Source organism: Streptomyces bikiniensis, assembly GCF_000716625.1.
Lineage (GTDB): Bacteria > Actinomycetota > Actinomycetes > Streptomycetales > Streptomycetaceae > Streptomyces > Streptomyces bikiniensis.
In genome coordinates this window covers 31,412-57,656 of sequence record NZ_JNXJ01000013.1, presented here as the reverse complement: position 1 = coordinate 57,656, position 26,245 = coordinate 31,412, and the positions used below count along the sequence as shown (strand labels likewise).

Annotated in this window: 20 protein-coding genes; 14 read left to right on the top strand and 6 right to left on the bottom strand. The window is 73.6% G+C overall.

The genetic code is table 11. The features are described 5' to 3' along the window. Positions 1–81: 81 nt before the first annotated feature. From rsmA to OO47_RS12275, 4 genes are all read left to right on the top strand, one after another. Positions 82–954, top strand: a complete 873-nt coding sequence (gene rsmA / locus OO47_RS12290; protein WP_030216764.1) for a 16S rRNA (adenine(1518)-N(6)/adenine(1519)-N(6))-dimethyltransferase RsmA — start codon at positions 82–84, stop codon at positions 952–954. After that, a complete protein-coding gene (locus OO47_RS12285) occupies positions 951–1,949 on the top strand; it encodes a 4-(cytidine 5'-diphospho)-2-C-methyl-D-erythritol kinase (RefSeq protein ID WP_030216761.1) in 999 nt (332 codons plus the stop codon). The genes rsmA and OO47_RS12285 overlap by 4 nt, the downstream gene beginning before the upstream one ends. Positions 1,950–2,018: 69 nt before the next feature. Next, on the top strand, positions 2,019–2,261 hold the full coding sequence (locus OO47_RS12280; RefSeq protein WP_158708652.1) for a hypothetical protein: 243 nt from the start codon (positions 2,019–2,021) through the stop codon (positions 2,259–2,261). Between the two features lie 47 nt (positions 2,262–2,308). Further along, a complete protein-coding gene (locus OO47_RS12275; protein WP_051716136.1) occupies positions 2,309–3,676 on the top strand; it encodes an acyltransferase family protein in 1,368 nt (455 codons plus the stop codon). Positions 3,677–3,740: 64 nt separating this feature from the next. On the opposite strand, the gene OO47_RS12270 is transcribed toward OO47_RS12275, so the two are convergent. Then, positions 3,741–4,895 (bottom strand): serine/threonine-protein kinase, encoded by a 1,155-nt coding sequence (locus OO47_RS12270; protein WP_051716135.1) that lies wholly within the window; start codon positions 4,893–4,895, stop codon positions 3,741–3,743. A gap of 184 nt (positions 4,896–5,079) precedes the next feature. Between OO47_RS12270 and OO47_RS12265 the strand changes: the two genes are divergently transcribed. From OO47_RS12265 to OO47_RS12230, 8 genes are all read left to right on the top strand, one after another. Further along, the gene (locus OO47_RS12265; protein WP_030216752.1) at positions 5,080–6,885 is read left to right on the top strand and encodes an ABC-F family ATP-binding cassette domain-containing protein; all 1,806 of its coding nucleotides are present in this window, start codon (positions 5,080–5,082) and stop codon (positions 6,883–6,885) included. Positions 6,886–6,998: 113 nt separating this feature from the next. Beyond that, positions 6,999–8,849, top strand: coding sequence for an outer membrane protein assembly factor BamB family protein (locus tag OO47_RS12260; protein WP_030216740.1), 1,851 nt, complete (start codon positions 6,999–7,001; stop codon positions 8,847–8,849). Between the two features lie 13 nt (positions 8,850–8,862). Next, complete coding sequence (locus tag OO47_RS12255; RefSeq protein ID WP_030216737.1) at positions 8,863–10,710, top strand: outer membrane protein assembly factor BamB family protein; 1,848 nt, start codon at positions 8,863–8,865, stop codon at positions 10,708–10,710. A gap of 274 nt (positions 10,711–10,984) precedes the next feature. Further along, positions 10,985–11,668, top strand: coding sequence for a response regulator transcription factor (locus tag OO47_RS12250; RefSeq protein ID WP_030216734.1), 684 nt, complete (start codon positions 10,985–10,987; stop codon positions 11,666–11,668). Positions 11,669–11,835: 167 nt separating this feature from the next. After that, the gene (gene galT, locus OO47_RS12245) at positions 11,836–12,879 is read left to right on the top strand and encodes a galactose-1-phosphate uridylyltransferase (protein WP_030216731.1); all 1,044 of its coding nucleotides are present in this window, start codon (positions 11,836–11,838) and stop codon (positions 12,877–12,879) included. Beyond that, on the top strand, positions 12,876–13,847 hold the full coding sequence (gene galE / locus OO47_RS12240) for a UDP-glucose 4-epimerase GalE (RefSeq protein WP_030216730.1): 972 nt from the start codon (positions 12,876–12,878) through the stop codon (positions 13,845–13,847). Before galT ends, galE begins: the two co-directional genes overlap by 4 nt. Next, a complete protein-coding gene (gene galK / locus OO47_RS12235) occupies positions 13,844–14,983 on the top strand; it encodes a galactokinase (RefSeq protein WP_030216729.1) in 1,140 nt (379 codons plus the stop codon). Before galE ends, galK begins: the two co-directional genes overlap by 4 nt. Before the next feature lie 234 nt (positions 14,984–15,217). Beyond that, the gene (locus OO47_RS12230) at positions 15,218–16,012 is read left to right on the top strand and encodes a LuxR C-terminal-related transcriptional regulator (RefSeq protein ID WP_030216728.1); all 795 of its coding nucleotides are present in this window, start codon (positions 15,218–15,220) and stop codon (positions 16,010–16,012) included. Here OO47_RS12230 and OO47_RS12225 read toward each other — a convergent pair. Beyond that, positions 15,971–16,468, bottom strand: a complete 498-nt coding sequence (locus OO47_RS12225; RefSeq protein WP_030216727.1) for a MarR family winged helix-turn-helix transcriptional regulator — start codon at positions 16,466–16,468, stop codon at positions 15,971–15,973. The two genes, OO47_RS12230 and OO47_RS12225, sit on opposite strands and share 42 nt — an antisense overlap. Positions 16,469–16,631: 163 nt before the next feature. Between OO47_RS12225 and OO47_RS12220 the strand changes: the two genes are divergently transcribed. Further along, positions 16,632–17,465, top strand: a complete 834-nt coding sequence (locus tag OO47_RS12220; RefSeq protein ID WP_030216724.1) for a trans-aconitate 2-methyltransferase — start codon at positions 16,632–16,634, stop codon at positions 17,463–17,465. Positions 17,466–17,565: 100 nt separating this feature from the next. On the opposite strand, the gene OO47_RS12215 is transcribed toward OO47_RS12220, so the two are convergent. The 4 genes from OO47_RS12215 to OO47_RS12200 all read right to left on the bottom strand — a co-directional run bounded on the left by OO47_RS12215 (position 17,566) and on the right by OO47_RS12200 (position 23,190). Continuing rightward, complete coding sequence (locus OO47_RS12215) at positions 17,566–19,275, bottom strand: FG-GAP-like repeat-containing protein (protein ID WP_030216721.1); 1,710 nt, start codon at positions 19,273–19,275, stop codon at positions 17,566–17,568. A gap of 277 nt (positions 19,276–19,552) precedes the next feature. Further along, the gene (locus OO47_RS12210; protein ID WP_234323144.1) at positions 19,553–21,256 is read right to left on the bottom strand and encodes an FG-GAP repeat domain-containing protein; all 1,704 of its coding nucleotides are present in this window, start codon (positions 21,254–21,256) and stop codon (positions 19,553–19,555) included. A 270-nt stretch (positions 21,257–21,526) separates the two neighbouring features. Beyond that, a complete protein-coding gene (locus OO47_RS12205) occupies positions 21,527–22,219 on the bottom strand; it encodes a TetR/AcrR family transcriptional regulator (protein ID WP_030216716.1) in 693 nt (230 codons plus the stop codon). After that, positions 22,216–23,190, bottom strand: coding sequence for an acyl-CoA desaturase (locus OO47_RS12200; RefSeq protein ID WP_033208960.1), 975 nt, complete (start codon positions 23,188–23,190; stop codon positions 22,216–22,218). Before OO47_RS12200 ends, OO47_RS12205 begins: the two co-directional genes overlap by 4 nt. A gap of 270 nt (positions 23,191–23,460) precedes the next feature. Between OO47_RS12200 and ppc the strand changes: the two genes are divergently transcribed. Continuing rightward, positions 23,461–26,190, top strand: a complete 2,730-nt coding sequence (gene ppc, locus OO47_RS12195) for a phosphoenolpyruvate carboxylase (protein WP_030216713.1) — start codon at positions 23,461–23,463, stop codon at positions 26,188–26,190. Positions 26,191–26,245: the final 55 nt, after the last annotated feature.

Below are 26,245 nucleotides of genomic sequence, written 5' to 3'. Positions count from 1 at the left end.
CGCGGGGCAGGGCGGCGCGGGGCGGCGCGTGCGGCAGGGCGTGCGACGGGCCGGGTGCCGGGCAAGCCCTAGTCTGTACTGGTGAGCGACACCACCGGTCCCGAAACCCCCGACGCCCTCCTCGGCCCCGCCGACATCCGTGAGCTGGCCGCCGCCCTCGGCGTGCGCCCCACGAAGCAGAAGGGCCAGAACTTCGTCATCGACGCCAACACCGTCCGGCGGATCGTCCGCACGGCCGGGGTGCGCCCGGACGACGTGGTCGTGGAGGTGGGGCCCGGCCTCGGCTCCCTCACCCTGGCCCTCCTGGAGGCCGCGGACCGGGTGACCGCCGTCGAGATCGACGACGTGCTCGCCGCCGCGCTGCCCGCCACCATCCAGGCCCGGATGCCCGCGCGCGCCGACCGCTTCGCGCTCGTGCACTCCGACGCGATGCTGGTCCAGGAGCTGCCGGGCCCGGCGCCCACCGCGCTCGTCGCGAACCTGCCGTACAACGTGGCCGTGCCCGTCCTGCTGCACATGCTGGAGCGCTTCCCGAGCATCGAGCGGACCCTCGTCATGGTCCAGGCCGAGGTCGCGGACCGGCTCGCCGCCCGGCCGGGGAACAAGGTGTACGGCGTGCCGTCGGTGAAGGCCAACTGGTACGCCGAGGTGAAGCGGGCCGGCGCGATCGGCCGCAACGTCTTCTGGCCCGCGCCGAACGTCGACTCCGGCCTGGTCTCCCTGGTCCGCCGCACCGAGCCGCTGGCGACCACCGCCACCCGGCAGGAGGTCTTCGCGGTCGTGGACGCGGCCTTCGCGCAGCGCCGCAAGACCCTCCGCGCGGCCCTCGCGGGCTGGGCGGGCTCCCCGGCGGCGGCCGAGGAGGCCCTGGTGAAGGCCGGGATCTCGCCGCAGGCGCGCGGCGAGTCCCTGACGGTGGAGGAGTTCGCGCGGATCGCGGAGGCGAAGGCATGAACGGCGGTACGGAGCGGGTGCGCGACGGCGCGCGGACGGCGGGCGGCGGTACGGAGCCGGTCGGCGGCGGCACCGGTGGTACGGGCGACGGGCCGCGGTCCGTCACCGTCCGCGTCCCCGCCAAGGTCAACGTCCAGCTCGCCGTCGGCGCGGCCCGCCCCGACGGCTTCCACGACCTGGCCAACGTCTTCCTCGCCGTCTCCCTCCACGACGAGGTGACCGCCACCCCCGCCGAGGCCCTGACGGTCACCTGCGAGGGCCCGGACGCCGACAAGGTGCCGCTCGACCGCACCAACCTCGCGGCCCGCGCCGCCGAACTCCTCGCCGCCCGGCACGGCATCGCCCCGGACGTGCACCTGCACATCGCCAAGGACATCCCGGTGGCCGGCGGCATGGCGGGCGGCAGCGCGGACGGGGCGGGCGCGCTGCTCGCGTGCGATGCGCTCTGGGGACTGGACACCCCCCGTTCCGAACTCCTCGACATCTGCGCCGAGCTGGGCTCCGACGTGCCGTTCAGCCTCGTCGGCGGGGCGGCGCTCGGCACCGGACGCGGCGAGAAGCTGACGGAGCTGCCGGTCGGCGGCGCGTTCCACTGGGTGTTCGCCGTCGCGGACGGCGGGCTCTCGACCCCGGTCGTCTTCGGCGAGTTCGACCGGCTCACCGAGGGCACGGACGTCCCCGAACCGGCCGCCTCGCCCGCCCTCCTGGAGGCCCTGCGCACCGGAGACACCACCGCCCTCGCGGGCGCCCTCGCCAACGACCTCCAGGCCCCGGCGCTCTCCCTGCGCCCCTCGCTCGCCGCGACCCTGGCGGCCGGCACGGACGCGGGCGCGCTCGCCGCCCTCGTCTCGGGCTCGGGCCCGACGACCGCGTTCCTGGTGAAGGACGCGGAGGCGGCGAAGGCGGTCGCCGCCGCCCTGACCGCCTCGGGCACCTGCCGCACGGCCCGCACGGCGACCTCCCCGGCGGCCGGGGCGACGATTCTGCCGGACTGACACCTTCCCTTCACCCGCGCCTGCCACCCTGACCCCTCGGACGGACCGGAACGAGGGGCGGGGCGCCGGATGAGGACGCGGCGATGGCTCGGGACGATGCGGCTGCTGTCGAGCGCCGTCGTGGTGGGGCTCCTCTGCCTGCTGCTGGCCGAGGGGACGTCCGAGGGCCGCCCGCCCGGCGCCCCGTTGCCCTGGATCCCGTGGTGGGCGGTCCTCGTCGCCCTGGCCCTCTTCCTGGCCGACTCCGTCCGGGACCTCGTCCGGGCCTGGCACGCCTGGCGGGCGGACCGCGGGTACTCACGCGGCGGTTGAGTATCCGCGCCCTGTCGCCCCGCCGGGCCCCGCGGGACCGTACTCCCATGGGAAGCAGGAACACGGGAAACAGGGACACGGGAAACAGGAGTACGGGAAGCCGCGGCCGCCTCCGCGCGCGTGACCTCGCCGCCGCCACGCCCGCCACCCGGGACCGGTACGTCGACCTGCTCCGGGTCGCCTCGCTCGCCGTCGTCGTGCTCGGGCACTGGCTGATGGCGGCGGTCGGCCCGGACGGGCAGGTCGGGAACCTGCTCGCGGTCGTGCCCGAACTCCAGGCGGTGACCTGGGTGTTCCAGGTCATGCCGGTGTTCTTCTTCGTCGGGGGCTTCGCGCACGCCCTCGCCCACCGTTCCCGGCCCCGGTACGCGGAGTTCCTGCGGGCCCGGCTCCAGCGGCTGTTGCGCCCCACCATGGTGTTCGTCGCCGTGTGGGGCGCCGCCGCGCTCGTGCTCCCGCCGCTCGGCGCCGACGGCGGGCTCGCCGGGGTGGCGCTGCGGCTCGTCACCCAGCCGCTCTGGTTCATCGGGATCTACCTGGCGATGGTCGCCCTCACCCCGCCGCTCCTGAGGCTGCACGAGCGGTGGGGCTGGGGCGCGTTCGCCGCCCTCGCGGGCGGCGCGGTCGCCGTCGACCTCCTGCGGTTCGCCGTGCACGTGCCGTTCGTCGCGTTCCTGAACTTCGCGTTCGTGTGGCTGGCGGTCCACCAGCTCGGCTTCCTGCGCGCCGACGGCATGATCCCCCGCCCCGCCCTGCTCGCCGGGGCGGGCCTCGCCGGTGCGGCCGCGCTCGTCGCCCTCGGCCCGTATCCGCTCTCCATGGTGGGGATGCCGGGCGAGAAGGTCTCCAACATGGCGCCGCCCACGCTCGCCCTGCTCTGCCACGGGCTGTGGCTGGTCGGCGCGGTCGAGCTGCTGAGGGGGCCCGGGGGCCGGTTCGCCGCCCGCGCCGGGGTCTGGCGGGCGGTGGTCGCCGCCAACGGGGTCGCGATGACCGCGTTCCTCTGGCACCTGACGGCCATGCTCGGGGTGTACGGGGCGCTCCTCGGGTCCGGCGTGCGGCTCCCCGAGCCCGCCTCCGGGGCCTGGTGGGCGCAGGTGCCGCCGCGGCTCGCGGCGGCGGCCGTGCTCGCCGCCCTGCTCGTCGCCGCCTTCCGCCGCTTCGAGGCCCCGGTCCCGGCCGCCCCGGCGACCGGGACCGGCGGCCCGCTCGCCGCGCTCGGCATCACCCTCGCCCTGTTCGGTGTCCTCGGCCTCTCCCTGACCGGTTTCGCCGGGCTCCTGGACGGCCACGCGGCGACCCTGGTCGTCGTCCCGGTCACGGCCCCGGCCGCCGTGGCGCTGATCCTGGCGGGCTGGCTGGTGGTGGAGCGGGCGGGCCGGGCGCCCGGGGCGGTCACCGGCCGGTCGCGCTGAGCGCCACCAGCCCCTTCGTCCCCATCGCGTACACCTTCCCGCCGCCCGCCCGCGCCCTTCCGCATCACGCCGTACACCGTGCCGCCGCCGACGGTCGCGACGAGCCCTCCGCCGTAGGCGCCGGTGGACAGTTCCGCCGGGTGGGCCAGGGGGCCCCACCTCCTGCGGCCCGTGCCGTCGAAGGCCCACATGTTCTTGGTGCTGAGGGCGACGATCGTGTCGCCCTCGCGCAGGAGCTGCACCAGCGGTTCGGAGACCGGTGCCGTCCACAGGGGCTTCGCCGTGGTCTCCGTGCCGAGGGGGCGTTCGGGGTCGGTGAGGGCGGGGTCGGGGTGACCGAGGGCGCGAGGACCGAGGCGGCCTCCTCGATCATCGCGATCAGGGCGGGCGGCAGCCACGCGCCGGAGGTCCGGGGGGCCGCCCCCTGCTCCACGATCCCGACGATCTGCCGGGGCGCGGGCCGGTCCTCCGGGCGCTTCGCCAGGCACGCGGCGACGAGCAGCCGCAGCCCCTCGGGCACCCCCGACAGGTCCGGCTCCCCGTGCACCACGCGCCGCAGCACGTCCGTCGGCGTCCCGCCGTCGAAGAGCCCCGCGCCCCGGGCGGCGAACGCGAGGGTCGAGCCCAGCGAGAACACGTCGCTCGCGGGCCCGACCGGGTCCGCCACGGCCTGCTCGGGCGACATGTACGCCGGAGTGCCCAGGACCATGCCGGTGGCGGTGAGCGCCGTGCCGTCGACGGCACGCGCGATGCCGAAGTCGATGACGTGCGGCCCGTCGAGGGCGAGGAGCACGTTCGCCGGCTTCAGGTCCCGGTGGACCACCCCCGCCGCGTGCACCCCCACCAGGGCCTCCGCGAGGCCCGCCGCCAGCATCCGCAGCGCGGCCTCCGGCAGCGGCCCGTGGGCGGTGACCGCCCGGCTCAGCGGGACGCCCGGCACGAACGCCGTCGCCATCCACGGCACCTCGGCGTCCGGGTCGGCGTCCACCACGGGGGCGGTGAACGCCCCCGACACCAGCCGCGCCGCCGCCACCTCGCGCCGGAACCGGTCCCGGAACCGCCCGTCCCCCGCCAGGTCCGGCCGCACCACCTTCACGGCCACCGTGCGGCCCCCGGACGAACGCCCCAGGTACACCGCGCCCATGCCGCCCGCGCCCAGCCTCCCGACGAGCGCGTACGGACCGACCCGCCGCGGGTCGCTCCCGACGAGCCGCTCCATGCGTGACACCCCCTCCCCCGTGAGGCCCCACAGGCTAGTGGTGATCACCCCGGCGGGAGGGGTGTTCGCGCGCACCGGACCGGATCGGGCACCGCCCCGACCCCGACCCGGTCGTCACGGAGAGTGACGGGTCGCCCCACGGTCTACCCTGGACGTCGATCGATCACCCCGTACAGGAGTCAACGTGGCCGTCAACCTGGTCAATGTCGAGAACGTCAGCAAGGTGTACGGCACCCGTGCCCTGCTCGACGGCGTCTCGCTCGGCGTCTCCGAAGGGGACCGGATCGGGGTCGTGGGGCGCAACGGCGACGGCAAGACCACCCTCATCCGGATGCTCGCCCGCCTGGAGGAGGCCGACACCGGCCGCGTCACCCACAGCGGCGGCCTGCGCCTGGGCGTCCTCACCCAGCACGACTCGCTCGACCCGGAGGCCACCATCCGGCACGAGGTCATCGGCGTCATGGCCGACCACGAGTGGGCCGGCAGCGCCAAGATCCGCGACGTGCTCACCGGCCTCTTCGGCGGGCTCGACCTGCCCGGCTTCGAGAACGGCCTGGACACCGTCATCGGCCCGCTCTCCGGCGGCGAGCGGCGCCGGATCGCGCTCGCCAGGCTCCTCATCGAGGACCAGGACCTCATCGTCCTCGACGAGCCCACCAACCACCTCGACGTCGAGGGCATCGCCTGGCTCGCCCAACACCTCCAGAACCGGCGCTCCGCGCTCGTCTGCGTCACCCACGACCGCTGGTTCCTCGACCAGGTCTGCACCCGCATGTGGGACGTGCAGCGCGGTGACGTGCACGAGTACGAGGGCGGCTACTCCGACTACGTCTTCGCCCGCGCCGAGCGCGAGCGGATCGCGGCCACGGAGGAGGCCAAGCGGCAGAACCTGATGCGCAAGGAGCTGGCCTGGCTGCGGCGCGGCGCCCCCGCCCGCACCTCCAAGCCCCGCTACCGCATCGAGGCCGCCAACGAGCTGATCGCCGACGTGCCGCCGCCGCGCGACACCTCCGAGCTGATGAAGTTCGCCAACGCGCGCCTGGGCAAGACGGTCTTCGACCTGGAGGACGTGACCGTCACCGCCGGGCCCAAGGAGCTCCTGAAGCACCTCACCTGGCAGCTCGGCCCCGGCGACCGCGTCGGCCTGGTCGGCGTCAACGGCGCGGGCAAGACCTCACTCCTGCGGGCCCTCGCGGACGCGGCCCGCAGCGGTGGCGAGGTCCAGCCGGCCGCCGGCCGGATCGTCGTCGGCAAGACCGTCCGGCTCGCCTACCTCTCCCAGGACGTCACCGAACTCCCCGGCACCCTGCGCGTCCTGGAGGCCGTGCAGCAGATCCGCGACCGGGTCGACCTCGGCAAGGGCCGCGAGATGACGGCCGGCCAGCTCTGCGAGCAGCTCGGCTTCTCCAAGGAGAAGCAGTGGACGCCGGTCGCGGACCTCTCCGGCGGCGAGCGCCGCCGCCTCCAGCTGCTGCGCCTGCTCATGGACGAGCCGAACGTCCTCTTCCTCGACGAGCCCACCAACGACCTCGACATCGAGACCCTGACCCAGCTGGAGGACCTGCTCGACGGCTGGCCGGGCTCCATGGTCGTCATCTCCCACGACCGGTTCTTCATCGAGCGCACCACCGACAAGACGTTCGCCCTGCTCGGCGACCGGACCCTGCGGATGCTGCCGCGCGGCATCGACGAGTACCTGGAGCGGCGCCGCAGGGCCGTCGAGGCGTCCGTCCCGGCGCCCGCCGCCGCCCCCGCGCAGCCGAAGCCCGGCGTTTCGGCCGCGGACGCGCGCGCCGCGAAGAAGGAGCTGCAGAAGGTCGAGCGCCAGCTCGACAAGGTCTCCGAGAAGGAGGCGAGGCTGCACGGGCAGATCGCGGACAACGCCACCGACTTCGAGAAGGTGGCGAAGCTCGACGCCGAGCTGCGGGAACTCGTCGCGGAGCGTGAGGAGCTGGAGATGCGTTGGCTGGAACTGGCCGAGGACGCATAACGAGGGCATCACAGGCCGGTCCTCCCTTGGGAACAAGGGGCGGACCGGTCGCTTTTGCGCCATTGCGTGAGTGGTAGAAAGAAAACCCGTTCACGCCTAGGGGGAACCAGCTGATGACGCAGCCGCCCAGCAACCAGCCGCCGGGGGGCTTCGGAGCCCCCCAGGACCCGAGTCGGCCCTCGGACCAGCCCCCGCAGCCGGGGCAGCCGCCCGTACCTCCGGTTCCGCCGCAGGCGCCGCCGGTCCCGCCCACCCCGCCGCAGGGCCCGCCGGCCGCGCCCGGCCCGTACGGGCAGGCCCCGCAGCAGCCCGGATACGGCCAGCCGCAGCAGCCCGGAGCCGGGTACGGCTACCCGCAGCAGCCCGGCCAGCCCGGCCAGCCCGGTCCGTACGGGCAGCCGGTGCCGCCCCCCTACGGCTACCCGCAGGGCCAGCAGCCCGGCCCGTACGGTCAGCAGCCCGGCCCCTACGGCGGCTACCCCGGTCAGCCCGGCGCCCCGACCCCGCCCGGCGGCGGACCCGGCAAGAACCGGACCGCCCTCGTCGCCGGCGTGGCCGCCGCGGCCGTCCTGATCGCCGCCGTCACCACCTGGGCCGTCGTCGGCGGCGGTGACGACGAGAAGGACCCGGTGGCCCGGCCCACCGCCACGGCCGCCCCGACCTCCGGGGCCCCCAAGCCCTCCGAGTCGGTCGACCAGGGCGACGGCTCCGGCGACGGGCGCAACGGCGAGGAGGACCTCAACGCGGGCCGCCAGGACGGCGAGGCCAAGGTCAACTGGCTGCTCAAGAACACCGTCGACCTGCCCCGCAACGGCTCCGACGTCAAGGGCCCCTGGATCGTCGGCGACACCGTCGTCAAGGCCATGTACAAGAGCGTCGAGGGCTACGACCTCGCCACGGGCGCCGTGAAGTGGACCGTCCCGCTGCCGTTCAAGCTGTGCGCGGCCCCGACCGAGCCCTCCGCGAACGGGATCATGGTCTTCGGGTACGAGGAGAGCGCCAAGGACGGCGCCAAGTGCACCGAGCTCCAGCAGATCGACCTGAAGACCGGCAAGCCCGGCTGGAAGAAGGCGGTGCCGAAGGCCACCGGCTTCTTCGCCTTCTCCGACAACACCCTGGCCATCAGCGGCAACACGGTCACCGCGGCCGGCTCCAGCAGCGCGTACGGCTTCTCGCTCACCGACGGCCGGCAGCTCTTCGCGGGCCCCACCACCGGCTGCAAGCCCTTCGCCTACGCGGGCGGCAAGAAGCTCGTCGCCGCCATGGACTGCCCCGCCAACGGCACGAGCAAGAAGACCCAGGCGGTCGGCGAGGTCGATCCCGACACCGGCAAGCCGAAGTTCGTCTTCCAGCTGCAGGCCGGCTGGGAGGTCGACAAGGTCTACTCGGTCGACCCGCTGGTCGTCTCGGCCACCCAGCGCGAGCCGAAGAAGTGGGGCATCTTCTCCCTGCGGCCCGACGGCAAGCTCCGCTCGAACATCCAGGGCGGCACCGACAAGTTCGCCCCCTCGTGCGGCGGCAGCTTCGTCATCTTCGGCAAGAACCTCCAGGGCTGCACCGGCGTCGCGGCCGACGCGAACACCTTCTACATGGCCACCGAGACCGGCTACGGCAAGGCCAACGAGGTCATCGCCTTCGACCTGGACAACGGCAAGGCCAAGTGGCGCTCCAAGGCCCCCGGCGAGCAGACCGTGGTGCCGCTGCGGATGGAGGGCTCCGAGGTCCTGGCGTACGTGAAGTCCTCGTACAACAAGGGCGGCGCCGTCGCCACCATCGCCCCCACCGGCGGCGCGCCGAAGATCCTGCTCCAGCACCCGGCCTCCACCGCAGAGATCGAGAACAGCTTCTTCAGTGCCGGCTACGCCTACGGCAACGGCGTCTTCGTGGTGGCGAGCGGACGCGTCTCCGCCACGAACGACAAGGAAGAGAAGCTGGTCAAGACGATGATGGCCTTCAGCAAGTGAGGTACACGGACCGATGACGCAGCCACCCCCGCCCCCGCCGAACCAGCCGCCGGACCCGCAGGGCGGCTTCGGGGCCCCGACGCCTCCGCCGCAGGCCCCCGGCTACGGCTACCCGCAGCAGCCCGGAGCCGGCTACGGCCACCCGCAGCAGCCCCCGGCCGACCAGGGCTACGGCTACCCCCAACAGCCCCCGGCCGACCAGGGGTACGGCCACCCGCAGCAGCCTCCGACGGCGCCGTACGGCTACCCCGGGCAGCCCCGGCCCGACCAGGGCCAGGGGTACGGCTACCCGGCGCAGCCGCAGCAGCCCCCGGCGGCCCCGTACGGCTACCCGACGCAGCCCCAGCAGCCGCAGTACGGCGGGTACCCGCCCGTCCCGCCCCCGGCGCCCGGCGGCGGCAAGAAGCTGTCGGCGCAGCTCCAGATCGTCATCGCGGCGGCCGTCGCGGTCGCCCTGATCGTCGGCTTCGGCATCTGGTACGCCAACTCCGGTGACGGCTCCGAGGAGGCCAAGGGCCCGGACGGCACCACGCAGGGCCCCGCGACCGGCGGCGGCACCGGCGGCAAGGGCGGCGGCGGTGGCGGCGGCAAGGAGAAGGCGCCCGCCGACACGCAGGCGAAGGTGGCCTACAAGATCGACCTGCCGAAGGTCCCGGACGTCACCGACGTCTCCGGCTCCTGGATCACCGACAAGGCGTTCGTGAAGCCGGGCCTCAACTCGCTCGTCGCCTACGACCTGGACAAGGGCAGCGTCCTGTGGACGCTGCCGCTGACCGGCCAGATGTGCGGCGCCTCGCGGCACGTCAGCGCCGACGGCAGGCTGCCGATCCTCTTCGAGGCCGCCAAGCGGGTCGCGCCGCGCTACTTCCAGCCGTGCACCGAGGTCGGCGTGGTCGACCTGAACACCGGCAAGCTGGTGTGGTCCGAAGCGGTCTCCGTCGGTGACGAAAAGGCCCGGCTCAGCGAGGTCACGCTCAGCGGGGCGACCGTCGCGGCCGGCGGCACCGACGGGGGCGCGGCCTTCGACCTCGCCAACGGCAACCCGCGGTGGAAGCCGAAGGACGAGGGCGACCGCTGCTACGACCTGGGCTACGGCGGTGGCCCGGCCCTCGTCGCGGTCCGCAAGTGCGGCACGTACGACAACCCGTCCGTGCTGATCCAGAACCTGGACCCGGTGTCGGGCAAGCCGCTCTCGCAGTTCAAGATGCCGACCGGCGTCAAGTACGCCTCGGTCGTCTCCAGCAAGCCGCTGGTCGTCGCGGCCGACGTCGGTGAGACCGCCGGCGACGGCAGCGGCATCTCGGACTTCTTCTCGATCGACGAGACGACGGGGAAGCTGAAGGCGAAGATCACGGCGGACGCCGACCGGTACGCGGCCCGCTGCCGCTCGACCCAGGTCGAGTCCTGCACCCAGGCGCTCGTCGGCAACGGCAAGCTGTACGTGCCGACCGAGGAGCACGAGGGCAGCACGGGCGACTACGGCTCCGAGACCAACGAGATCATCGCCTTCGACCTCGCCACCGGGCGCATGATGCCGGAGAAGGCCGACGCGGGCGACAAGTACACCCTCGTCCCGATGCGGATGGACGGCGCCGCCCTCATCGCCTACAAGGAGGCGCCGTACGACAAGGGCGGACAGGTCGTCTCGGTCGACGGGGCCACGATGAAGGAGACGCTCCTCCTGGAGAACCCGGCGGACAAGTCGTCCCAGAACCCGGAGCGGACCTTCAGCCTGAACGGCGCCGACCTCCGCTACGCGGACGGCCGGTTCTTCCTCTCGGACAACCTGCTCAGCAAGCCCCGGGCGTCGGACACCGGCCCCAAGGACTACCTGGCGGTCTCCTTCGCCGTCCCGCGCTGACGGCACGGCGGCACAACAGGACGACGGCACGACGGCACGACGGCACGACGGCACGACGGCACGACGGCACGACGGCACCACAGCACGACGGCACACGGCCGCGGGCCCCTCCGGACCACCGGAGGGGCCCGCGGCCTTTTCCGGTGGTCCCGTTCGCCCGCTCGGGCGGCCCGTGTCCGGGATTGGCGGGATGGGGGGCGGGGGAGCGTGTAGCTTGCCGGGTTCAGGCCCGCCGGGATCTGCGGCGGGCCTCGGAGGAGGGGGAATGACGGGGATGGGCGTACGCCTCGTGGTGGTCGACGACCACCGGCTGCACGCGGAGGCGCTCGCCTCGGCGCTCAAGCTGCGCGGGCACCGGGTGCTCGCGGCGGCCGCGCCGGTGGCGGGAGCGGCGGAGCTGGTGGTGGGCCGGGCGCCGGAGGTCTGCCTCCTGGGCACGGCGGCGCCGGACGTGCCGGGGGTCTTCGACCCGGTCGTGCGGATCAGACGGGAGCGGCCACAGGTGGCCGTGGTGGTGCTCGGCCCGGTGCCGTCGCCGCGCGGGATCGCGGCGGCGTTCGCGGCCGGGGCGTCGGGGTACGTCCGCCACGACGAGCGCATCGAGGGCGTCGAGCGGGCCCTGGTGAAGGCCAGGGCGGGCGAGTCGGCGGTGGCGCCGCAGCTCCTCCAGGGCGCCTTCGCGGAGCTGCTGCACCCGTCGGAGCAGCCGGACGACGAGGGGCAGCGGCTGCTGCGGCTCCTGACGCGGCGGGAGGTGGAGGTCCTGGTGCGGGTCGCGGAGGGCGAGGACACCCGGCTGATCGCGGTGGGGATGGGGATCGCGCCGAGCACGGCGCGGACGCACGTGCAGCGGGTCCTGATGAAGCTGGGGGTCGGCTCCCGCCTGGAGGCGGCGGCCCTGGCGGCCCGCACGGGGCTCCTGGACCGGGCCCTGCCGGGGCCGAGGGGCGCCTCCTAGAGCCCCCCCGCCCGGCGAACCGCGCGGATCGCGCCCCGCGCCGGATCACGCCCCGCGCCGGGGCGGAGCGATCCGGGGCGGCCTCCGGCATTGACGGTGATGTTTGAATGTGATTCTTTGTGCGTGGTTCTGTTTGGTTGCGCTTGGTCCTGCCCGGAGGGCATCCCGTGAAGAAGACCGTCACCACGCTCGCCGACGGACGCGAGCTCATCTACTACGACGCGCGCGAGGACACCGTCCGCGACGCCGTCGACCCCCGCCCCCTCACCCGTGTCGTCTCCCGCTCCGAGATCCGGTACGACGAGCTGACCGGCGACCCGGTCACCGTCGCCTCCCACCGGCAGGACCGCACCTACCTCCCGCCGGCCGACGCCTGCCCGCTCTGCCCCTCCCGGGACGGCCGCGAGAGCGAGATCCCCGAGAAGGGCTACGAGGTCGCGGTCTTCGAGAACCGCTTCCCCTCCCTCTCCGGCGGCGTCGGCCGCTGCGAGGTCGTCTGCTTCACCGACGACCACACCGACTCCTTCGCCGACCTCACCGAGGAACGGGCCGCCCTCGTCCTCGACGCCTGGACCGACCGCACCGCCGCGCTCTCCGCCCTCCCCGGCGTCGAGCAGGTCTACTGCTTCGAGAACCGGGGCGCCGAGATCGGCGTCACCCTGCCCCACGCCCACGGCCAGATCTACGCCTTCCCCTACGTGACGCCCCGGACGGCCGCCATGAGGCGCCGGATCGACGCGCACCGCGAGGCGACCGGGCGGAACCTCTTCGACGACGTCGTCGCCCGGGAGAAGGGGGACGGCGAGCGGGTGGTCCTGGAGACCGAGCACTGGATCGCCTTCGTGCCGTACGCCGCCCACTGGCCGTACGAGGTGCACCTGCACCCCAAGCGGCGGGTGCCCGACCTGCTCGCCCTCGACGGCGGCGCCCGCACAGAGTGCCCACAGGTCCTTCTGGAACTCTTGAGGCGCTTCGACCGGATCTTCGGCCCGGACGCGCCGCCGACCCCCTACATCGCCGCCTGGCACCAGGCGCCGTTCACGGACGGGCGGCGCGAGGACTTCGGGCTCCACCTGGAGCTCTTCACCGTCCGACGGGCCCCGGGCAAGCTCAAGTTCCTCGCCGGCACCGAGTCCGGCATGGGGGCCTTCATGAACGACGTGCGGCCGGAGGACGCGGCCCGACGACTGCGAGAGGTGGCGAGCGCATGACGCGCAGGTATCTGGTGACGGGCGGGGCGGGGTACGTGGGCAGCGTGGTCGCCGCCCACCTCCTGGAACGGGGCCACCGGGTCACCGTCCTCGACGACCTCTCCACCGGCTTCGCCGAAGCCGTCCCCGAGGGCGCCGAGTTCGTCGAGGGACGCGTCCAGGACGCCGGGCGGTGGCTCGACGGCTCCTACGACGCCGTCCTGCACTTCGCCGCCTCCTCCCAGGTCGGCGAGTCCGTCGAGAAGCCCGAGAAGTACTGGGAGAACAACGTCGGCGGCACCACGGCCCTGCTCGCCGCCATGCGCGCGGCCGGGGTCCGCCGCCTCGTCTTCTCCTCCACCGCCGCCACCTACGGCGAGCCGGAGGCCGTGCCGATCCCCGAGACCGCCCGCACCGCCCCCACCAGCCCCTACGGAGCGACCAAGCTCGCCGTGGACCACATGATCGGCGGCGAGTGCACCGCCCACGGCCTGGCCGCCGTCTCGCTGCGGTACTTCAACGTGGCCGGGGCGTACGGCCCGTACGGCGAGCGCCACGACCCCGAGTCGCACCTGATCCCGCTCGTCCTCCAGGTCGCCCTGGGCCGCCGCGAGGCCGTCTCCGTGTACGGCGAGGACTACCCGACCCCGGACGGCACCTGCGTCCGCGACTACATCCACGTCGCCGACCTCGCCGAGGCCCACCTGCTCGCGCTCGACGCCGTGGCGGCGGGCGAGCACCTGGTCTGCAACCTGGGCAACGGCAACGGCTTCTCCGTCCGCGAGGTGATCGAGACCGTCCGGAAGGTCACCGGCCACCCGGTCCCCGAGGTCACCGCCCCCCGCCGCCCCGGCGACCCGGCCGTCCTCGTCGCCTCCGCCGACACCGCGCGCGAACGGCTCGGCTGGACCCCCTCCCGCCCCGACCTGGCGGACGTCGTCGCCGACGCCTGGGCCTTCGCCCGGAACGGGGAAGGAGAGTGCCCGTGAACGTCGCCGCCGGATTCCGGAGCCTCTACGGGGCCGCCCCCGACGGGGTCTGGGCGGCCCCGGGGCGGGTCAACCTCATCGGGGAGTACACCGACTTCAACGACGGTTTCGTGCTGCCGCTCGCCCTGCCGCACACCGCCGTCGCCGCCGTGGCCCGCCGCGACGACGGCGTCCTGCGCCTGCACTCGGCCGACGTCGACGGCGGGGTCGTCCAGCTCGACGCGGACACCCTGGAGCCGCTGTCCGGCGGCGGCTGGGCGGCCTACCCCGCCGGGGTCGTCTGGGCCCTGCGGGAGGCCGGGCACCCGGTGACCGGCGCCGACGTGCACCTCTCCTCGACCGTGCCGACCGGCGCCGGACTCTCCTCCTCGGCCGCCCTGGAGGTCGTCACCGCCCTCGCCCTGAACGACCTGTTCGGCCTCGGCCTCTCCCGGCCCGAACTGGCCCGGCTCGCCCAGCGCGCCGAGAACGCCTTCGTCGGCGTGCCCTGCGGGATCATGGACCAGATGGCCTCCGCCTGCGCGCTGGAGGGCCACGCCCTCCACCTGGACACCCGCGACCTGTCGTACCGCCAGGTCCCCTTCGACCCGGCCGCCGAGGGGCTGACACTCCTCGTCGTCGACACGCGCGTGAAGCACGCCCTCGGGGACGGCGCGTACGCCGAGCGGCGCGCCGGGTGCGAGGCGGGCGCGCGGGCGCTCGGCGTGCGCACCCTGCGCGAGATCGACGCCGCGCACCTGCCGGAAGCGCTCGCACGGTTGGACGACGAGACGGTACGGCGGTACGTGCGGCACGTCGTCTCGGACAACGCGCGCGTGGAGCGGGTGATCGCGCTGCTCGACGCGGGGGACCCCCGGGCGGTCGGCCCGCTCCTCACCGAGGGCCACGCCTCGCTCCGGGACGACCTGCGGGTCTCCTGCCCCGAACTGGACCTGGTGGTCGGGGCGGCGAACGCGGCCGGGGCGCTCGGCGCCCGGATGACCGGCGGCGGCTTCGGCGGCTCGGCCGTCGTCCTGGTGGAGGCCGACCGGGCGGAGGAGGTCGCCGCCGCCGTCGAGAAGGCCTTCGCCGCGGCCGGGCACACGGCCCCGGGCGTCTTCCCGGCCGTCCCCTCGGCGGGCGCCCACCGCCTCTGAGGAGCCCTTTCCGGCCTCCGCCCCCGGCAGTTCCGCGATTCGGCCCCCGCCGTGGAGCACCGCCCCTACCCTGGGGCGGTGCCGGTGGGGGCCGGCGTCGTTCAGGGGACGGGGCCCGCCGGGTACGGCGCCGTGAGCGGGGTATCTCTCCCCGCACGGCGGCCGTGTCCCACGACGGACCCGCCCCCGGCGCTCCGCCCGCGCCGGCCCGTTCCTCGACGCATGGGGGTGTCCGTGGCACGTATCCGGGTCCTGGTGGTGGACGACCACCGGATCTTCGCCGAGTCGCTGGCCGCCGCCCTCGCGGCGGAGCCGGACGTCGACGTCGCCGCGGCCGGCAGCGGTCCCGCGGCCCTGCGCTGTCTGGAGCGCGGTGCGGCGGAGGGGCGCAGGTTCGACGTGCTGCTGGTCGACGCCGAGCTGGGCGCCGGCCCGCCCGGGACGGCCCCGGCCCGCGCCGTGCCCGACGACGGCGAGGGCGCGGTGGACGGGATCTCGCTGGTGGCCGGGGTGCGCCGGGTCCAGCCCGCCGTCCGCACCGTCGTCCTCGCGGAGCGGGACGACCCGCAGCGGGCCGCGCTCGCCCTCCAGGCCGGGGCGTCGGGCTGGGTCGCGAAGGACTGCTCGCTCCAGCGGCTGCTCGCGGTGGTGCGGGGGGTCCTCAGGGACGAGACGCACCTGCCGCCGGCCCTGCTCACGGGCGTCCTGCGAGAGCTGACGGCGGCCCGCAAGCACCGCACGGACAGCGAGCGGCTCGTGGAGTCGCTGACCCCGCGCGAGCGGGAGGTGCTGCGCTGCATGGTCGCGGGCCTGGGCCGCAAGGCGGTCGCCGAGCGCCTCTTCCTCTCCCCGCACACCGTCCGCACCCACATGCAGAACGTGCTGGGGAAGCTGGGCGTGCACTCGACCCTGGCGGCGGTGGCCCTGGCCCGCCGCGCGGGCGTCGGCCCCGCGGAGGCCGTGCCGGTGTCCGTACCGGCGCCGGTGCTAGCCGGGGACGTTGTCGAACGGGGCGGTCAGCCGGCGTAGCAGGGCGGCCAGTTCGGCGCGCTGGGCGCCGGAGAGCCGGGCCAGGATGGCGCGCTCCTGGGCGAGGAGTCCGGCGAGCGCCTCGTCGGCGCGGTCGCGGCCCTCGGGGGTGAGCCGGACGAGGACCCCGCGCCGGTCGCTGGGGTCGGGCAGCCGCTCGACCAGGCCCTTCTTGGTGAGCCGGTCGATGCGGTTGGTCATGGTCCCGGAGGTGACCAGGGTCTGGGTGAGGAGCTGGCCGGGGGAGAGCTGGTAGGGCGCCCCGGCGCGGCGGAGCGAGGTGAGGACGTCGAACTCCCAGGGCTCCAGCTGGTGCTCGGAGAAGGCGAGCCGACGGGCGCGGTCGAGGTGCCGGGCGAGCCGCGAGACGCGGCTGAGCACCTCGAGCGGTTCCACGTCGAGGTCCGGGCGCTCGCGGCGCCATGCTGCGACCAGTCGGTCGACCTCGTCCTCCATGACGATCAGTGTAGAGGGTCTGTTGACATAAAGTCTCTTCAAGTGAAGTTTCTTTGCCTAAAGATTCTTTTTATCAAGATATATTTCCCTGGACTATGGGGAAGGGACCCGGCCGGAACACCGTTCCGTTTCGGTCATTCGTTCCAGCAAGGGGGCTTCGAACATGCATTCCGTGGAATCCGCCGCGCCAACCTGGGATCCACAGCAGTACCTCCGCCACTCCGGACACCGCGCCCGGCCCTTCCTCGACCTGCTCGCCCGAATACCGGAGCTGCCGGCCGGAGACCGGCCCGCCCGCATCGCCGACCTCGGCTGCGGCCCCGGCAACGTGACGGCCCTCCTCGCCGACCGGTGGGCCGACGCGCACATCACCGGCTTCGACCTCTCGCCCGAGATGCTGGAACGGGCCGACAAGGACTGGGCGGGGACCACCGGGGGAGGCGGCTGGATCGACTTCCGGCCCGCCGACGCGGCCCACTGGACCCCGGACGAGCCCTACGACCTGATCGTCTCCAACGCGGCCCTCCAGTGGGTCCCCGACCACCCCGAGTCCTTCGCCTCCTGGATCGACGGGCTGCGCCCCGGCGGCACCTTCGCCTTCCAGGTCCCCGGCAACTTCGTCTCGCCCAGCCACGCCCTGCTCGGCGAACTCTGCGACACCCCCGAGTGGCGCGACCGCCTCGGCGACCAGGGCCGCCGCTTCGTCCACGTCCTCGACACCGCCGACTACCTGAACCGCCTCATCGGCCTCGGCTGCGAGGCGGACGTCTGGGAGACCACGTACTGCCAGCTCCTCCAGGGCGAGGACCCCGTCCTCGACTGGGTGAAGGGCACCGCCCTGCGGCCCGTCCTCACCGCCCTGGGCGACGACCGGGAGGCGGCCGACGCCTTCCTCGGGCAGTACCGCGCCCTCCTGCGCGAGGCCTACCCGCCCGGCCCGCACGGAACCGTCTTCCCGTTCCGGCGGATCTTCGCCGTCGCCCGCAAACCGGCCTGAACGCGCGGGAACGAACCGTCCTGAACGCGCGGGAAGCGGTGGACGCGCGGACGCCCCGCACCGGAACTCCGGTGCGGGGCGCCCGCGATGCCTCGGTACCTCAGAAGACCTTGTTGTAGATCTGGAAGCCGGGGCCGAACTTGACCCGCCCGGAGAACTTGCCCGGCGCGGTGTTCAGGTAGGTGTACAGGTCGCCGTTGTGGGCGACGCCGATGAGGTCGGCCTTGCCGTCGGCGTTCAGGTCGCCCGGGGCCACCAGCTTGCCGTAGGTCTGCCAGCCGGGACCGATCTTCACCCGGCCCTTGAACGGCGCGGTCGCGCTCCCCGTACCGCCGTAGAGGTACAGGTCGCCGCCCGGGGTGGTGGCCAGCAGGTCGGTGCGGCCGTCGCCGGTGTAGTCGCCCGCGCCGACCAGCTTGTCGTACGAGCCCCAGCCGGGGCCGACCTTGATCCGGCCGCCGAAGGCGGTGCCCGCGCCGTTGCCCGCGTACAGGTAGAGCACGCCGGACCTGTCCCGGGCCAGCAGGTCGCCCTTGCCGTCGCCGGTCAGGTCGCCCGGGCCCACGATCGTGTCGTAGACGTCCCAGCCGGGGCCGATCTCCGCGCCCTCGACGTACAGGACGCCCTCGAAGAGGAAGCCGAGGTCCGACAGGGCGTCCTGGTTCAGCGAGGAGAAGTGCAGGGGGACGAAGGTGTCGTCGTAGCCGCCGTTGTCGGAGGCCAGCACGCGCGGGTCCAGGGAGCCGGTGGTGCTGCCGTTGTACCAGTACAGGGCTCCGGCGGGCGTGGTCGCGAAGATGCCCTCCTTGCCGGTGTACGGGTTCCCGCCGCCGTTGGCGAAGTGGACGATGCCCTTCATGCTGCCCGTGCTGCCGGACTTCTGGGGCGCGGCCAGGGTGCCGTTGCCCTTGCCCGCGTAGACGTACAGCGAGCCCTTCTGGTCCCGGGCGAGCAGGAAGCCGTCGCCGCCGGGCAGGAGCTGGGTGTAGACGCCCCAGCCGCCGCCGATGGCCTTGCGGGCGCCGAACGGCGCGGACGCCTTGCCCGTACCGGCGTAGAACCACAGCGTGCCGGCGGTGTCGCGGGCGTACAGGTCGCCGCGGCCGTCGCGGTTGGCGTCGCCGAAGCCCACGATCTGGTCGTAGGCGCCCCAGCCGCCGCCGATCAGCGTACGGGCCCCGAGCGGCTTCGACAGGTTGCCGGTGGCCAGGTACAGGTACAGCGACCCGTCCTTGGTGCGGGCGATCACGTCCGCGCGACCGTCGCCGTTCAGGTCGCCGGGCGAGGAGATCTTGTTGTAGATCTGCCAGCCGCCGCCCACCGTCGACTCGTACGGGCTGCCGTACGGGTCGGCGTCGCGGTACAGCTTCAGCGTGCCGTTCTCGGACAGGACCAGGACCTCGGGCTCGCCCGTGCCGCCCTGGTTGCCGATCGGGACGATCTCCTTCGCGACGTCCTCGGTGCGGAAGAGCTCGAACGCGCCCCCCTGGCCGCTGGACGTGGACGAGTAGAGCTGCCCGTCCACGGCGCGGAAGATGATGTCCTCGAAGCCGTCGCGGTCCAGGTCGGACTGGAGCCGCGCGCCGGCCGTGGCCGTGGCGGCGCCCATGCGGACGTCCTCCCGCTGCGGGAGCGCCAGCTTCGGAGGAGTGAAGGAGGGCGCCTTCTTCTCGGCCACCCGCTTCGTGGCCGACGGACGCGGCGACGGGTTGTCGGCGGACGCGGTGCCCGCCAGGAGCATGCCCGCGGAGAGGGCGAGAGCGGTGCAGGCGGCGAGGCGGCCGGCACGCTTGGAGTGCGTGAGGAACAAGAGATCCCCCCCAGGGATCAGAGGTGCGACGGAAACGCACACAGACGAGATCAAACGGGAGGGTTCGCACGGCGTCGAACGGCGTCGACGCAGGCCGATGGCCCCGTCGAGACGGCTTCGTTCGAAGGTCGGAACACCCCCCCGGATGTTGAACATGATCCTACCCCGGTCCCCCCGGAGCGCCAGGGGTTTGTGCCGGGAAGCAGGGAAGCCGGCAAGCAGGGAAGCCGGGGGGCCGGGAAATCCCGGACCCCCGGGCCGTTCTGCCTCCCGGCCGTCACGACATGGAGTCGTAGGCCCCGAAGCCGCTGCCGATGGCGAAGCGCGCCGAGAACGTGCCCGACGTGGTGTTCAGATAGCGGTAGAGGGTGCCGTCGGCGGCCACGCCGAGCAGATCGGCCTTGCCGTCGGCGTTCAGGTCGCCGGGGGCCACCAGCCGGGTGTACGTCTGCCAGCCGGGACCGATCCTGACCCGGTCCTTGAACGGCGCGGTCGCGCTCCCCGTACCCGCGTACAGGTACAGGTCGCCGCCCGGGGTGCGGGCCACGATGTCCGCGCGGCCGTCGCTGGTGTGGTCGCCCGCGCCGACCAGCCTGTCGTACGAGCCCCAGCCGGGGCCGACCTTGATCCGGCCGCCGAAGGCGGTGCCCGCGCCGTTGCCCGCGTACAGGTGGAGCACGCCGGACCTGTCCCGGGCCAGCAGGTCGCCCTTGCCGTCGCCGGTCAGGTCGCCCGGACCCACGAACGCGTCGTAGACGTCCCAGCCGGGGCCGATCTCCGCGCCCTCGACGTACAGGACGCCCTGCTCGACCCACGCGACGTCCGACGAGGCGTCCGGGTCCAGCGTGGACAGGTGCGTGAAGCCGACGCCCGCCCAGGCGCCCGGTTCACCGGTCGGGGTGCGGTCGGCGAGCACGCCGTCGGTCCGGCTGCCGTACCAGAACAGCGTGCCGGCCCCGTCCCGCGCCAGGACGCCCTCCTTGTCGCCGGTGACCGGGATGTTGCCCGCGCCGCCGAACTGCGGAATGCCCTGCCAGTAGCCCACGGCGTCGAGTTGCCGGCGGGTCTCGAAGGCACCCCCGCCCTTGCCGACGTAGTACCAGAGGGTGCCCTTCTGGTCGCGGGCGAGCAGCTCCCCGTTGCCGTCCCCGTTGTCGTCGCCGACGGCGAAGATCTGGTTGTAGGCCTGCCAGCCGCCACCGACGGCCTTGCGGGCGCCGAACGGCGCCGCCTTGTCGCCCCTGCCGGCGTAGAACCACAGGGTGCCGGCGGTGTCGCGGGCCAGCAGATCGGCCCAGCCGTCGCCGTTGTTGTCCCCGATGCCGAGGAGCTGGTCGTACGTGTTCCAGCCGGGACCGACCTTCACGCGCGCGGAGAACGGCTCCGCGTGGTTCCCGGTGGCGTAGTACAGGTACAGGTTGCCGTTGTGGTCGCGGGCGAGGAGGTCCGCGCGGCCGTCGTCGTTCACGTCGCCGGGCGCGAGGACCTTGTTGTAGATCTGCCAGCCGAGGCCCTGCCAGGCGTACGAGGCGGTGGTGGGCGTGGCGTTCGCGTACAGCGAGAGCACGCCCCGCGACGAGAGGGTCAGGACCTCGGGGCCGCCGCCGTCGCCCTGGTCGCCGATCGGGACGACGTCCTTGACGGGCTCGGGGACCTCCGCGAGGAACCGCCCGCCCCCGCCGGCGGTCGTGGCGGTGTGGAGACCGCCGTCCCAGGCACGGTAGATCAGGTCGCCGTACCCGTCGCCGTCGAAGTCCGACAGCTGCGGGGAGCCGGCGGGCCTGGACGCCCCCACGGCGTCCGCGCGGCCCGCGGCGCCGCCGGGGACCTTCCGGACCGACGGGGTGGCGGAGTCGGGGGCCGGCTTCCCGACGGCCGGGCGGGGCGAGGGCCCGTCGGCCGACGCCGGGGCCGCGAGCAGCATGCCCGCGGAGAGGACGAGAGCGGTGCAGGCCGCGAGGCGCGCACGCGTGGAACGCACAGGACGCAAGAGATCCCCCCCAGGGATCAGATGACGATGGACCGGGCGCGGGGCTCCGCGACACCTCCGCGCGCGGTGCACGCGCGCGGAGGGCGAACACCCTCCCGGTTTCGGCAGGAGCATATCCCGCCCCCACGACACGTCACCGACGCCCGCCCCCGGCAACCGGAACCCCCCTCCGCCCGCCGGTCCCACCCCTTCCGGCCCCCGGCCCGCCGGCCCCTCGGGGCCCCGCCGAGCGCCCCGGCCCGCCGGGCTTCCCGCGTCCCGTCAGCTCTTCCGGTGCCCTATCAGCCGCGGCTTCTGCTCCAGGCCGTCCAGGCCGTGCCACGCCAGGTTCACCAGGTGCGCCGCGACCTCCGCCTTCTTCGGCTTGCGGACGTCCAGCCACCACTGGCCCGTCAGGGCCACACTGCCCACCAGCGCCTGCGCGTACAGCGGCGCCAGCTTCGGATCGAACCCCCGCGCCTTGAACTCCAGGCCCAGGATGTCCTCCACCTGCGTGGCGATGTCGCTGATCAGCGACGCGAACGTACCCGTCGACTGCGCCACCGGCGAATCCCGTACGAGGATCCGGAAGCCGTCCGTGTAGTTCTCGATGTAGTCGAGCAGCGCGAACGCCGCCTGCTCCAGGAGCTCCCGCGGATGCCCCGCCGTCAGCGCCCCCGTCACCCCGTCCAGGAGCTGCCGCATCTCCCGGTCGACCACGACCGCGTACAGCCCCTCCTTCCCCCCGAAGTGCTCGTACACCACCGGCTTGGAGACCCCGGCCTTCGCCGCGATCTCCTCCACCGACGTGCCCTCGAAGCCCTTCGCGGCGAACAAGGTGCGGCCGATGTCCAGCAGCTGCTCCCGGCGCTCCGCGCCCGTCATCCGCACCCGGCGCCCGCGCCGGGGCTTCTGCTCGCCGCCGCTGCCGCCACTGCCGCCGGTCCTGCCCTCGATCGCCACGTCCTCCATCATGCCGCGTCTGCCGGCGCGGCCCGGCGGCGGGCTTCGATGCGCGACTTCGCCGGCCAGCGCACGTCGTACGCCCAGCCCGCCTTCTCGAACCAGCGGATCAGCCGCGCACTGGAGTCGACCTGCCCGCGCAGCACCCCGTGCCGCGCCGACGTCGGGTCCGCGTGGTGCAGGTTGTGCCACGACTCCCCGCACGACAGGACCGCCAGCCACCACACGTTCCCCGACCGGTCGCGCGACTTGAACGGACGCTTGCCCACCGCGTGGCAGATCGAGTTGATCGACCACGTCACGTGGTGCAGCAGCGCCACCCGCACCAGCGAGCCCCAGAAGAACGCCGTGAACGCGCCCCACCACGACCACGTCACCAGACCGCCCACCAGCGGCGGGATCGCCAGCGACACCACCGTCCACAGCACGAACTGGCGCGAGATCGCCCGCAGCGCCGGATCCTTGATCAGATCGGGCGCGTACTTGTGCTGCGGCGTCCGCTCCTCGTCGAACATCCAGCCGATGTGCGCCCACCACAGGCCCTTCATCAGCGCCGGAACCGTCTCCCCGAACCGCCACGGCGAATGCGGGTCGCCCTCCGCGTCCGAGAACTTGTGGTGCTTGCGGTGGTCCGCCACCCAGCGCACCAGCGGCCCCTCCACCGCCAGCGACCCCATGACCGCCAGCGCGATCCGCAGCGGCCGCTTCGCCTTGAACGACCCGTGCGTGAAGTACCGGTGGAAACCGATCGTGATCCCGTGGCAGCCGATGAAGTACATCGCCACCATCAGACCGAGGTCCAGCCAGCTCACCCCCCAGCCCCACGTCAGCGGCACCGCCGCGAGCAGCGCCAGGAACGGCACCACGATGAACAGCGTCAGGGCGATCTGCTCGACCGACCCCTTCCTGTCACCGCCCAGCGTGGCGAAGGGCAGCGCTTCGGGGCCGTCCGGATTGTCCGGCGCCTCGGGCGCAGAGGTCATCTCGGGGCTCATGGTCATGGGTCTCCCTGGGGATGAGGGGCAGAAGGGGTGACGCGCGCGGAAACGCGCACGTGAACGATCCCGTGGCTACGGCTCCGTAACCTACGGTGTCGTAAGTATGGCAGCGTCGTGGCGCGCGGCAAGAGGGCACAAGAGGGCCCCGGCCGCCACCGGAGGGACGGCCACCTATCCTTGGTGCGTCGGACAGCGCGGTCCGCAAGCCTCCAGAACACCTCCAGACGTGCTCAAACACTGCAAGGAGCCGCACCTGTGAGCAGTGCCGACCAGACCCCCACCGCCAGCGCCGAGCTGCGCGCCGACATCCGCCGACTGGGCGACCTCCTCGGCGAGACCCTCGTCCGCCAGGAGGGCCACGAACTCCTCGACCTCGTCGAGCGCGTCCGCGGCCTCACCCGCGAGGACGGCGAGGCCGCCGCCGAGCTCCTCCGCGGCGTCGAACTCGAGACGGCCGCCAAGCTCGTGCGCGCCTTCTCCACCTACTTCCACCTCGCGAACGTCACCGAGCAGGTCCACCGCGGCCGCGAACTGCGCGAGAGGCGCGCCGCCGAGGGCGGCCTCCTCGCCCGCACCGTCGACATGCTCAAGGACGGCGACCCCGAGCACGTCCGCGAGACCGTCAAGAACCTCAACGTGCGACCCGTCTTCACCGCACACCCCACCGAGGCCGCCCGCCGCTCCGTCCTCAACAAGCTGCGCCGGATCGCCGCCCTCCTGGAGACCCCGGTCGGCCAGGCCGACCGGCGCCGCACCGACCTGCGCCTCGCCGAGAACATCGACCTCATCTGGCAGACCGACGAGCTCCGGGTGGTCCGCCCCGAGCCCGCCGACGAGGCCCGCAACGCCATCTACTACCTCGACGAACTCCACGCGGGCGCCGTCGGCGACGTCCTGGAGGACCTCGCCGCCGAACTGGAGCGCGTCGGCGTCGAACTGCCCGCCGGCACCCGCCCCCTCACCTTCGGCACCTGGATCGGCGGCGACCGCGACGGCAACCCCAACGTCACCCCCCAGGTCACCCGCGACATCCTGATCCTCCAGCACGAGCACGGCATCACCGACGCCCTCGAACTGGTCGACTTCCTCCGCGGACTCCTCTCCAACTCCATCCGCTACACCGGAGCCACCCCGGAACTCCTGGACTCCCTCCAGCGCGACCTGGAACTCCTCCCCGAGATCAGCCCCCGCTACAAGCGCCTCAACGCCGAGGAGCCCTACCGGCTCAAGGCCACCTGCATCCGGCAGAAGCTCGTCAACACCCGCGAGCGCCTCGCCCACGGCACCCCCCACCAGGACGGCCGCGACTACCTCGGCACCGCCGAGCTGATCCACGACCTCACCCTCCTCCAGACCTCCCTGCGCGAACACCGCGGCGCCCTCTTCGCCGACGGGCGCATGGACCGGGTCATCCGCACCCTCTCCGCCTTCGGCCTCCAGCTCGCCACCATGGACGTCCGCGAGCACGCCGAGGCCCACCACCACGCCCTCGGGCAGCTCTTCGACCGCCTCGGCGAGGAGTCCTGGCGCTACGCCGACATGCCCCGCGACTACCGGCAGAAGCTCCTCGCCAAGGAACTCCGCTCCCGCCGCCCCCTCGCCCCCACCCCGGCCCCCCTCGACGCCGCCGGACAGAAGACCCTCGGCGTCTTCCACACCGTCAAGGAAGCCTTCGAACGCTTCGGCCCCGAGGTCATCGAGTCCTACATCATCTCGATGTGCCAGGGCGCCGACGACGTCTTCGCCGCCGCCGTCCTCGCCCGCGAGGCCGGCCTCATCGACCTCCACGCCGGCTGGGCCAAGATCGGCATCGTGCCGCTCCTGGAGACCACCGACGAGCTCAAGGCCGCCGACGTCATCCTCGACGACATGCTCGCCGACCCCTCCTACCGGCGCCTCGTCTCCCTCCGCGGCGACGTCCAGGAGGTCATGCTCGGCTACTCCGACTCCTCCAAGTTCGGCGGCATCACCACCTCCCAGTGGGAGATCCACCGCGCCCAGCGGCGCCTGCGCGACGTCGCCCACCGCTACGGCGTCCGCCTCCGCCTCTTCCACGGCCGCGGCGGCACCGTCGGCCGCGGCGGCGGCCCCTCCCACGACGCGATCCTCGCCCAGCCCTGGGGCACCCTCGAAGGCGAGATCAAGGTCACCGAACAGGGCGAGGTCATCTCCGACAAGTACCTCATCCCGTCCCTCGCCCGCGAGAACCTCGAACTGACCGTCGCCGCCACCCTGCAGGCCTCCGCCCTGCACACCGCGCCGCGCCAGTCCGACGAGGCCCTCGCCCGCTGGGACGCGGCCATGGACACCGTCTCCGACGCCGCCCACACCGCCTACCGCAAGCTCGTCGAGGACCCCGGCCTGCCGGCGTACTTCCTCGCCTCCACCCCCGTCGACCAGCTCGCCGACCTGCACCTGGGCTCACGGCCCTCCCGCCGCCCCGGCTCCGGCGTCTCCCTCGACGGACTCCGCGCCATCCCGTGGGTCTTCGGCTGGACCCAGTCCCGCCAGATCGTCCCCGGCTGGTTCGGCGTCGGCTCCGGCCTCAAGGCCCTCCGCGAAGCCGGACTCGCCCCCGTCCTCGGCGAGATGTACGAGCGCTGGCACTTCTTCCGCAACTTCCTCTCCAACGTCGAGATGACCCTCGCGAAGACCGACCTGCGCATCGCCCGCCACTACGTCGACACCCTCGTCCCCGACGACCTCAAGCACGTCTTCGACACCATCGAGGCCGAGCACGAACTGACCGTCTCCGAGGTCCTCAAGGTCACCGGCGGCGAGAAGCTCCTCGACTCCAACCCGGTCCTCCAGCAGACCTTCGCCATCCGCGACGCCTACCTGGACCCGATCTCCTACCTCCAGGTCGCCCTCCTCGCCCGCCAGCGCGCCGCCGCCGAGAACGGCGAGGACCCGGACCCCCTCCTCGCCCGGGCGCTCCTCCTCACCGTCAACGGCGTCGCGGCGGGCCTGCGCAACACCGGCTGACCCCCGCCCGCACGGACACCGAGGAGCCCCTTCCGGCACGGACCCCGGAAGGGGC

Bases quoted from the DNA above. Each gene is read 5' to 3' on its own strand.
- OO47_RS12285 (WP_030216761.1), top strand. From the start codon at position 951: ATGAACGGCGGTACGGAGCGGGTGCGCGACGGCGCGCGGACGGCGGGC.
- OO47_RS12280 (WP_158708652.1), top strand. From the start codon at position 2,019: ATGAGGACGCGGCGATGGCTCGGGACGATGCGGCTGCTGTCGAGCGCC.
- OO47_RS12275 (WP_051716136.1), top strand. From the start codon at position 2,309: ATGGGAAGCAGGAACACGGGAAACAGGGACACGGGAAACAGGAGTACG.
- OO47_RS12270 (WP_051716135.1), bottom strand. From the start codon at position 4,895: ATGGAGCGGCTCGTCGGGAGCGACCCGCGGCGGGTCGGTCCGTACGCG.
- OO47_RS12260 (WP_030216740.1), top strand. From the start codon at position 6,999: ATGACGCAGCCGCCCAGCAACCAGCCGCCGGGGGGCTTCGGAGCCCCC.
- OO47_RS12255 (WP_030216737.1), top strand. From the start codon at position 8,863: ATGACGCAGCCACCCCCGCCCCCGCCGAACCAGCCGCCGGACCCGCAG.
- OO47_RS12250 (WP_030216734.1), top strand. From the start codon at position 10,985: ATGGGCGTACGCCTCGTGGTGGTCGACGACCACCGGCTGCACGCGGAG.
- galE (WP_030216730.1), top strand. From the start codon at position 12,876: ATGACGCGCAGGTATCTGGTGACGGGCGGGGCGGGGTACGTGGGCAGC.
- OO47_RS12225 (WP_030216727.1), bottom strand. From the start codon at position 16,468: ATGGAGGACGAGGTCGACCGACTGGTCGCAGCATGGCGCCGCGAGCGC.
- OO47_RS12220 (WP_030216724.1), top strand. From the start codon at position 16,632: ATGCATTCCGTGGAATCCGCCGCGCCAACCTGGGATCCACAGCAGTAC.
- OO47_RS12205 (WP_030216716.1), bottom strand. From the start codon at position 22,219: ATGATGGAGGACGTGGCGATCGAGGGCAGGACCGGCGGCAGTGGCGGC.
- OO47_RS12200 (WP_033208960.1), bottom strand. From the start codon at position 23,190: ATGACCTCTGCGCCCGAGGCGCCGGACAATCCGGACGGCCCCGAAGCG.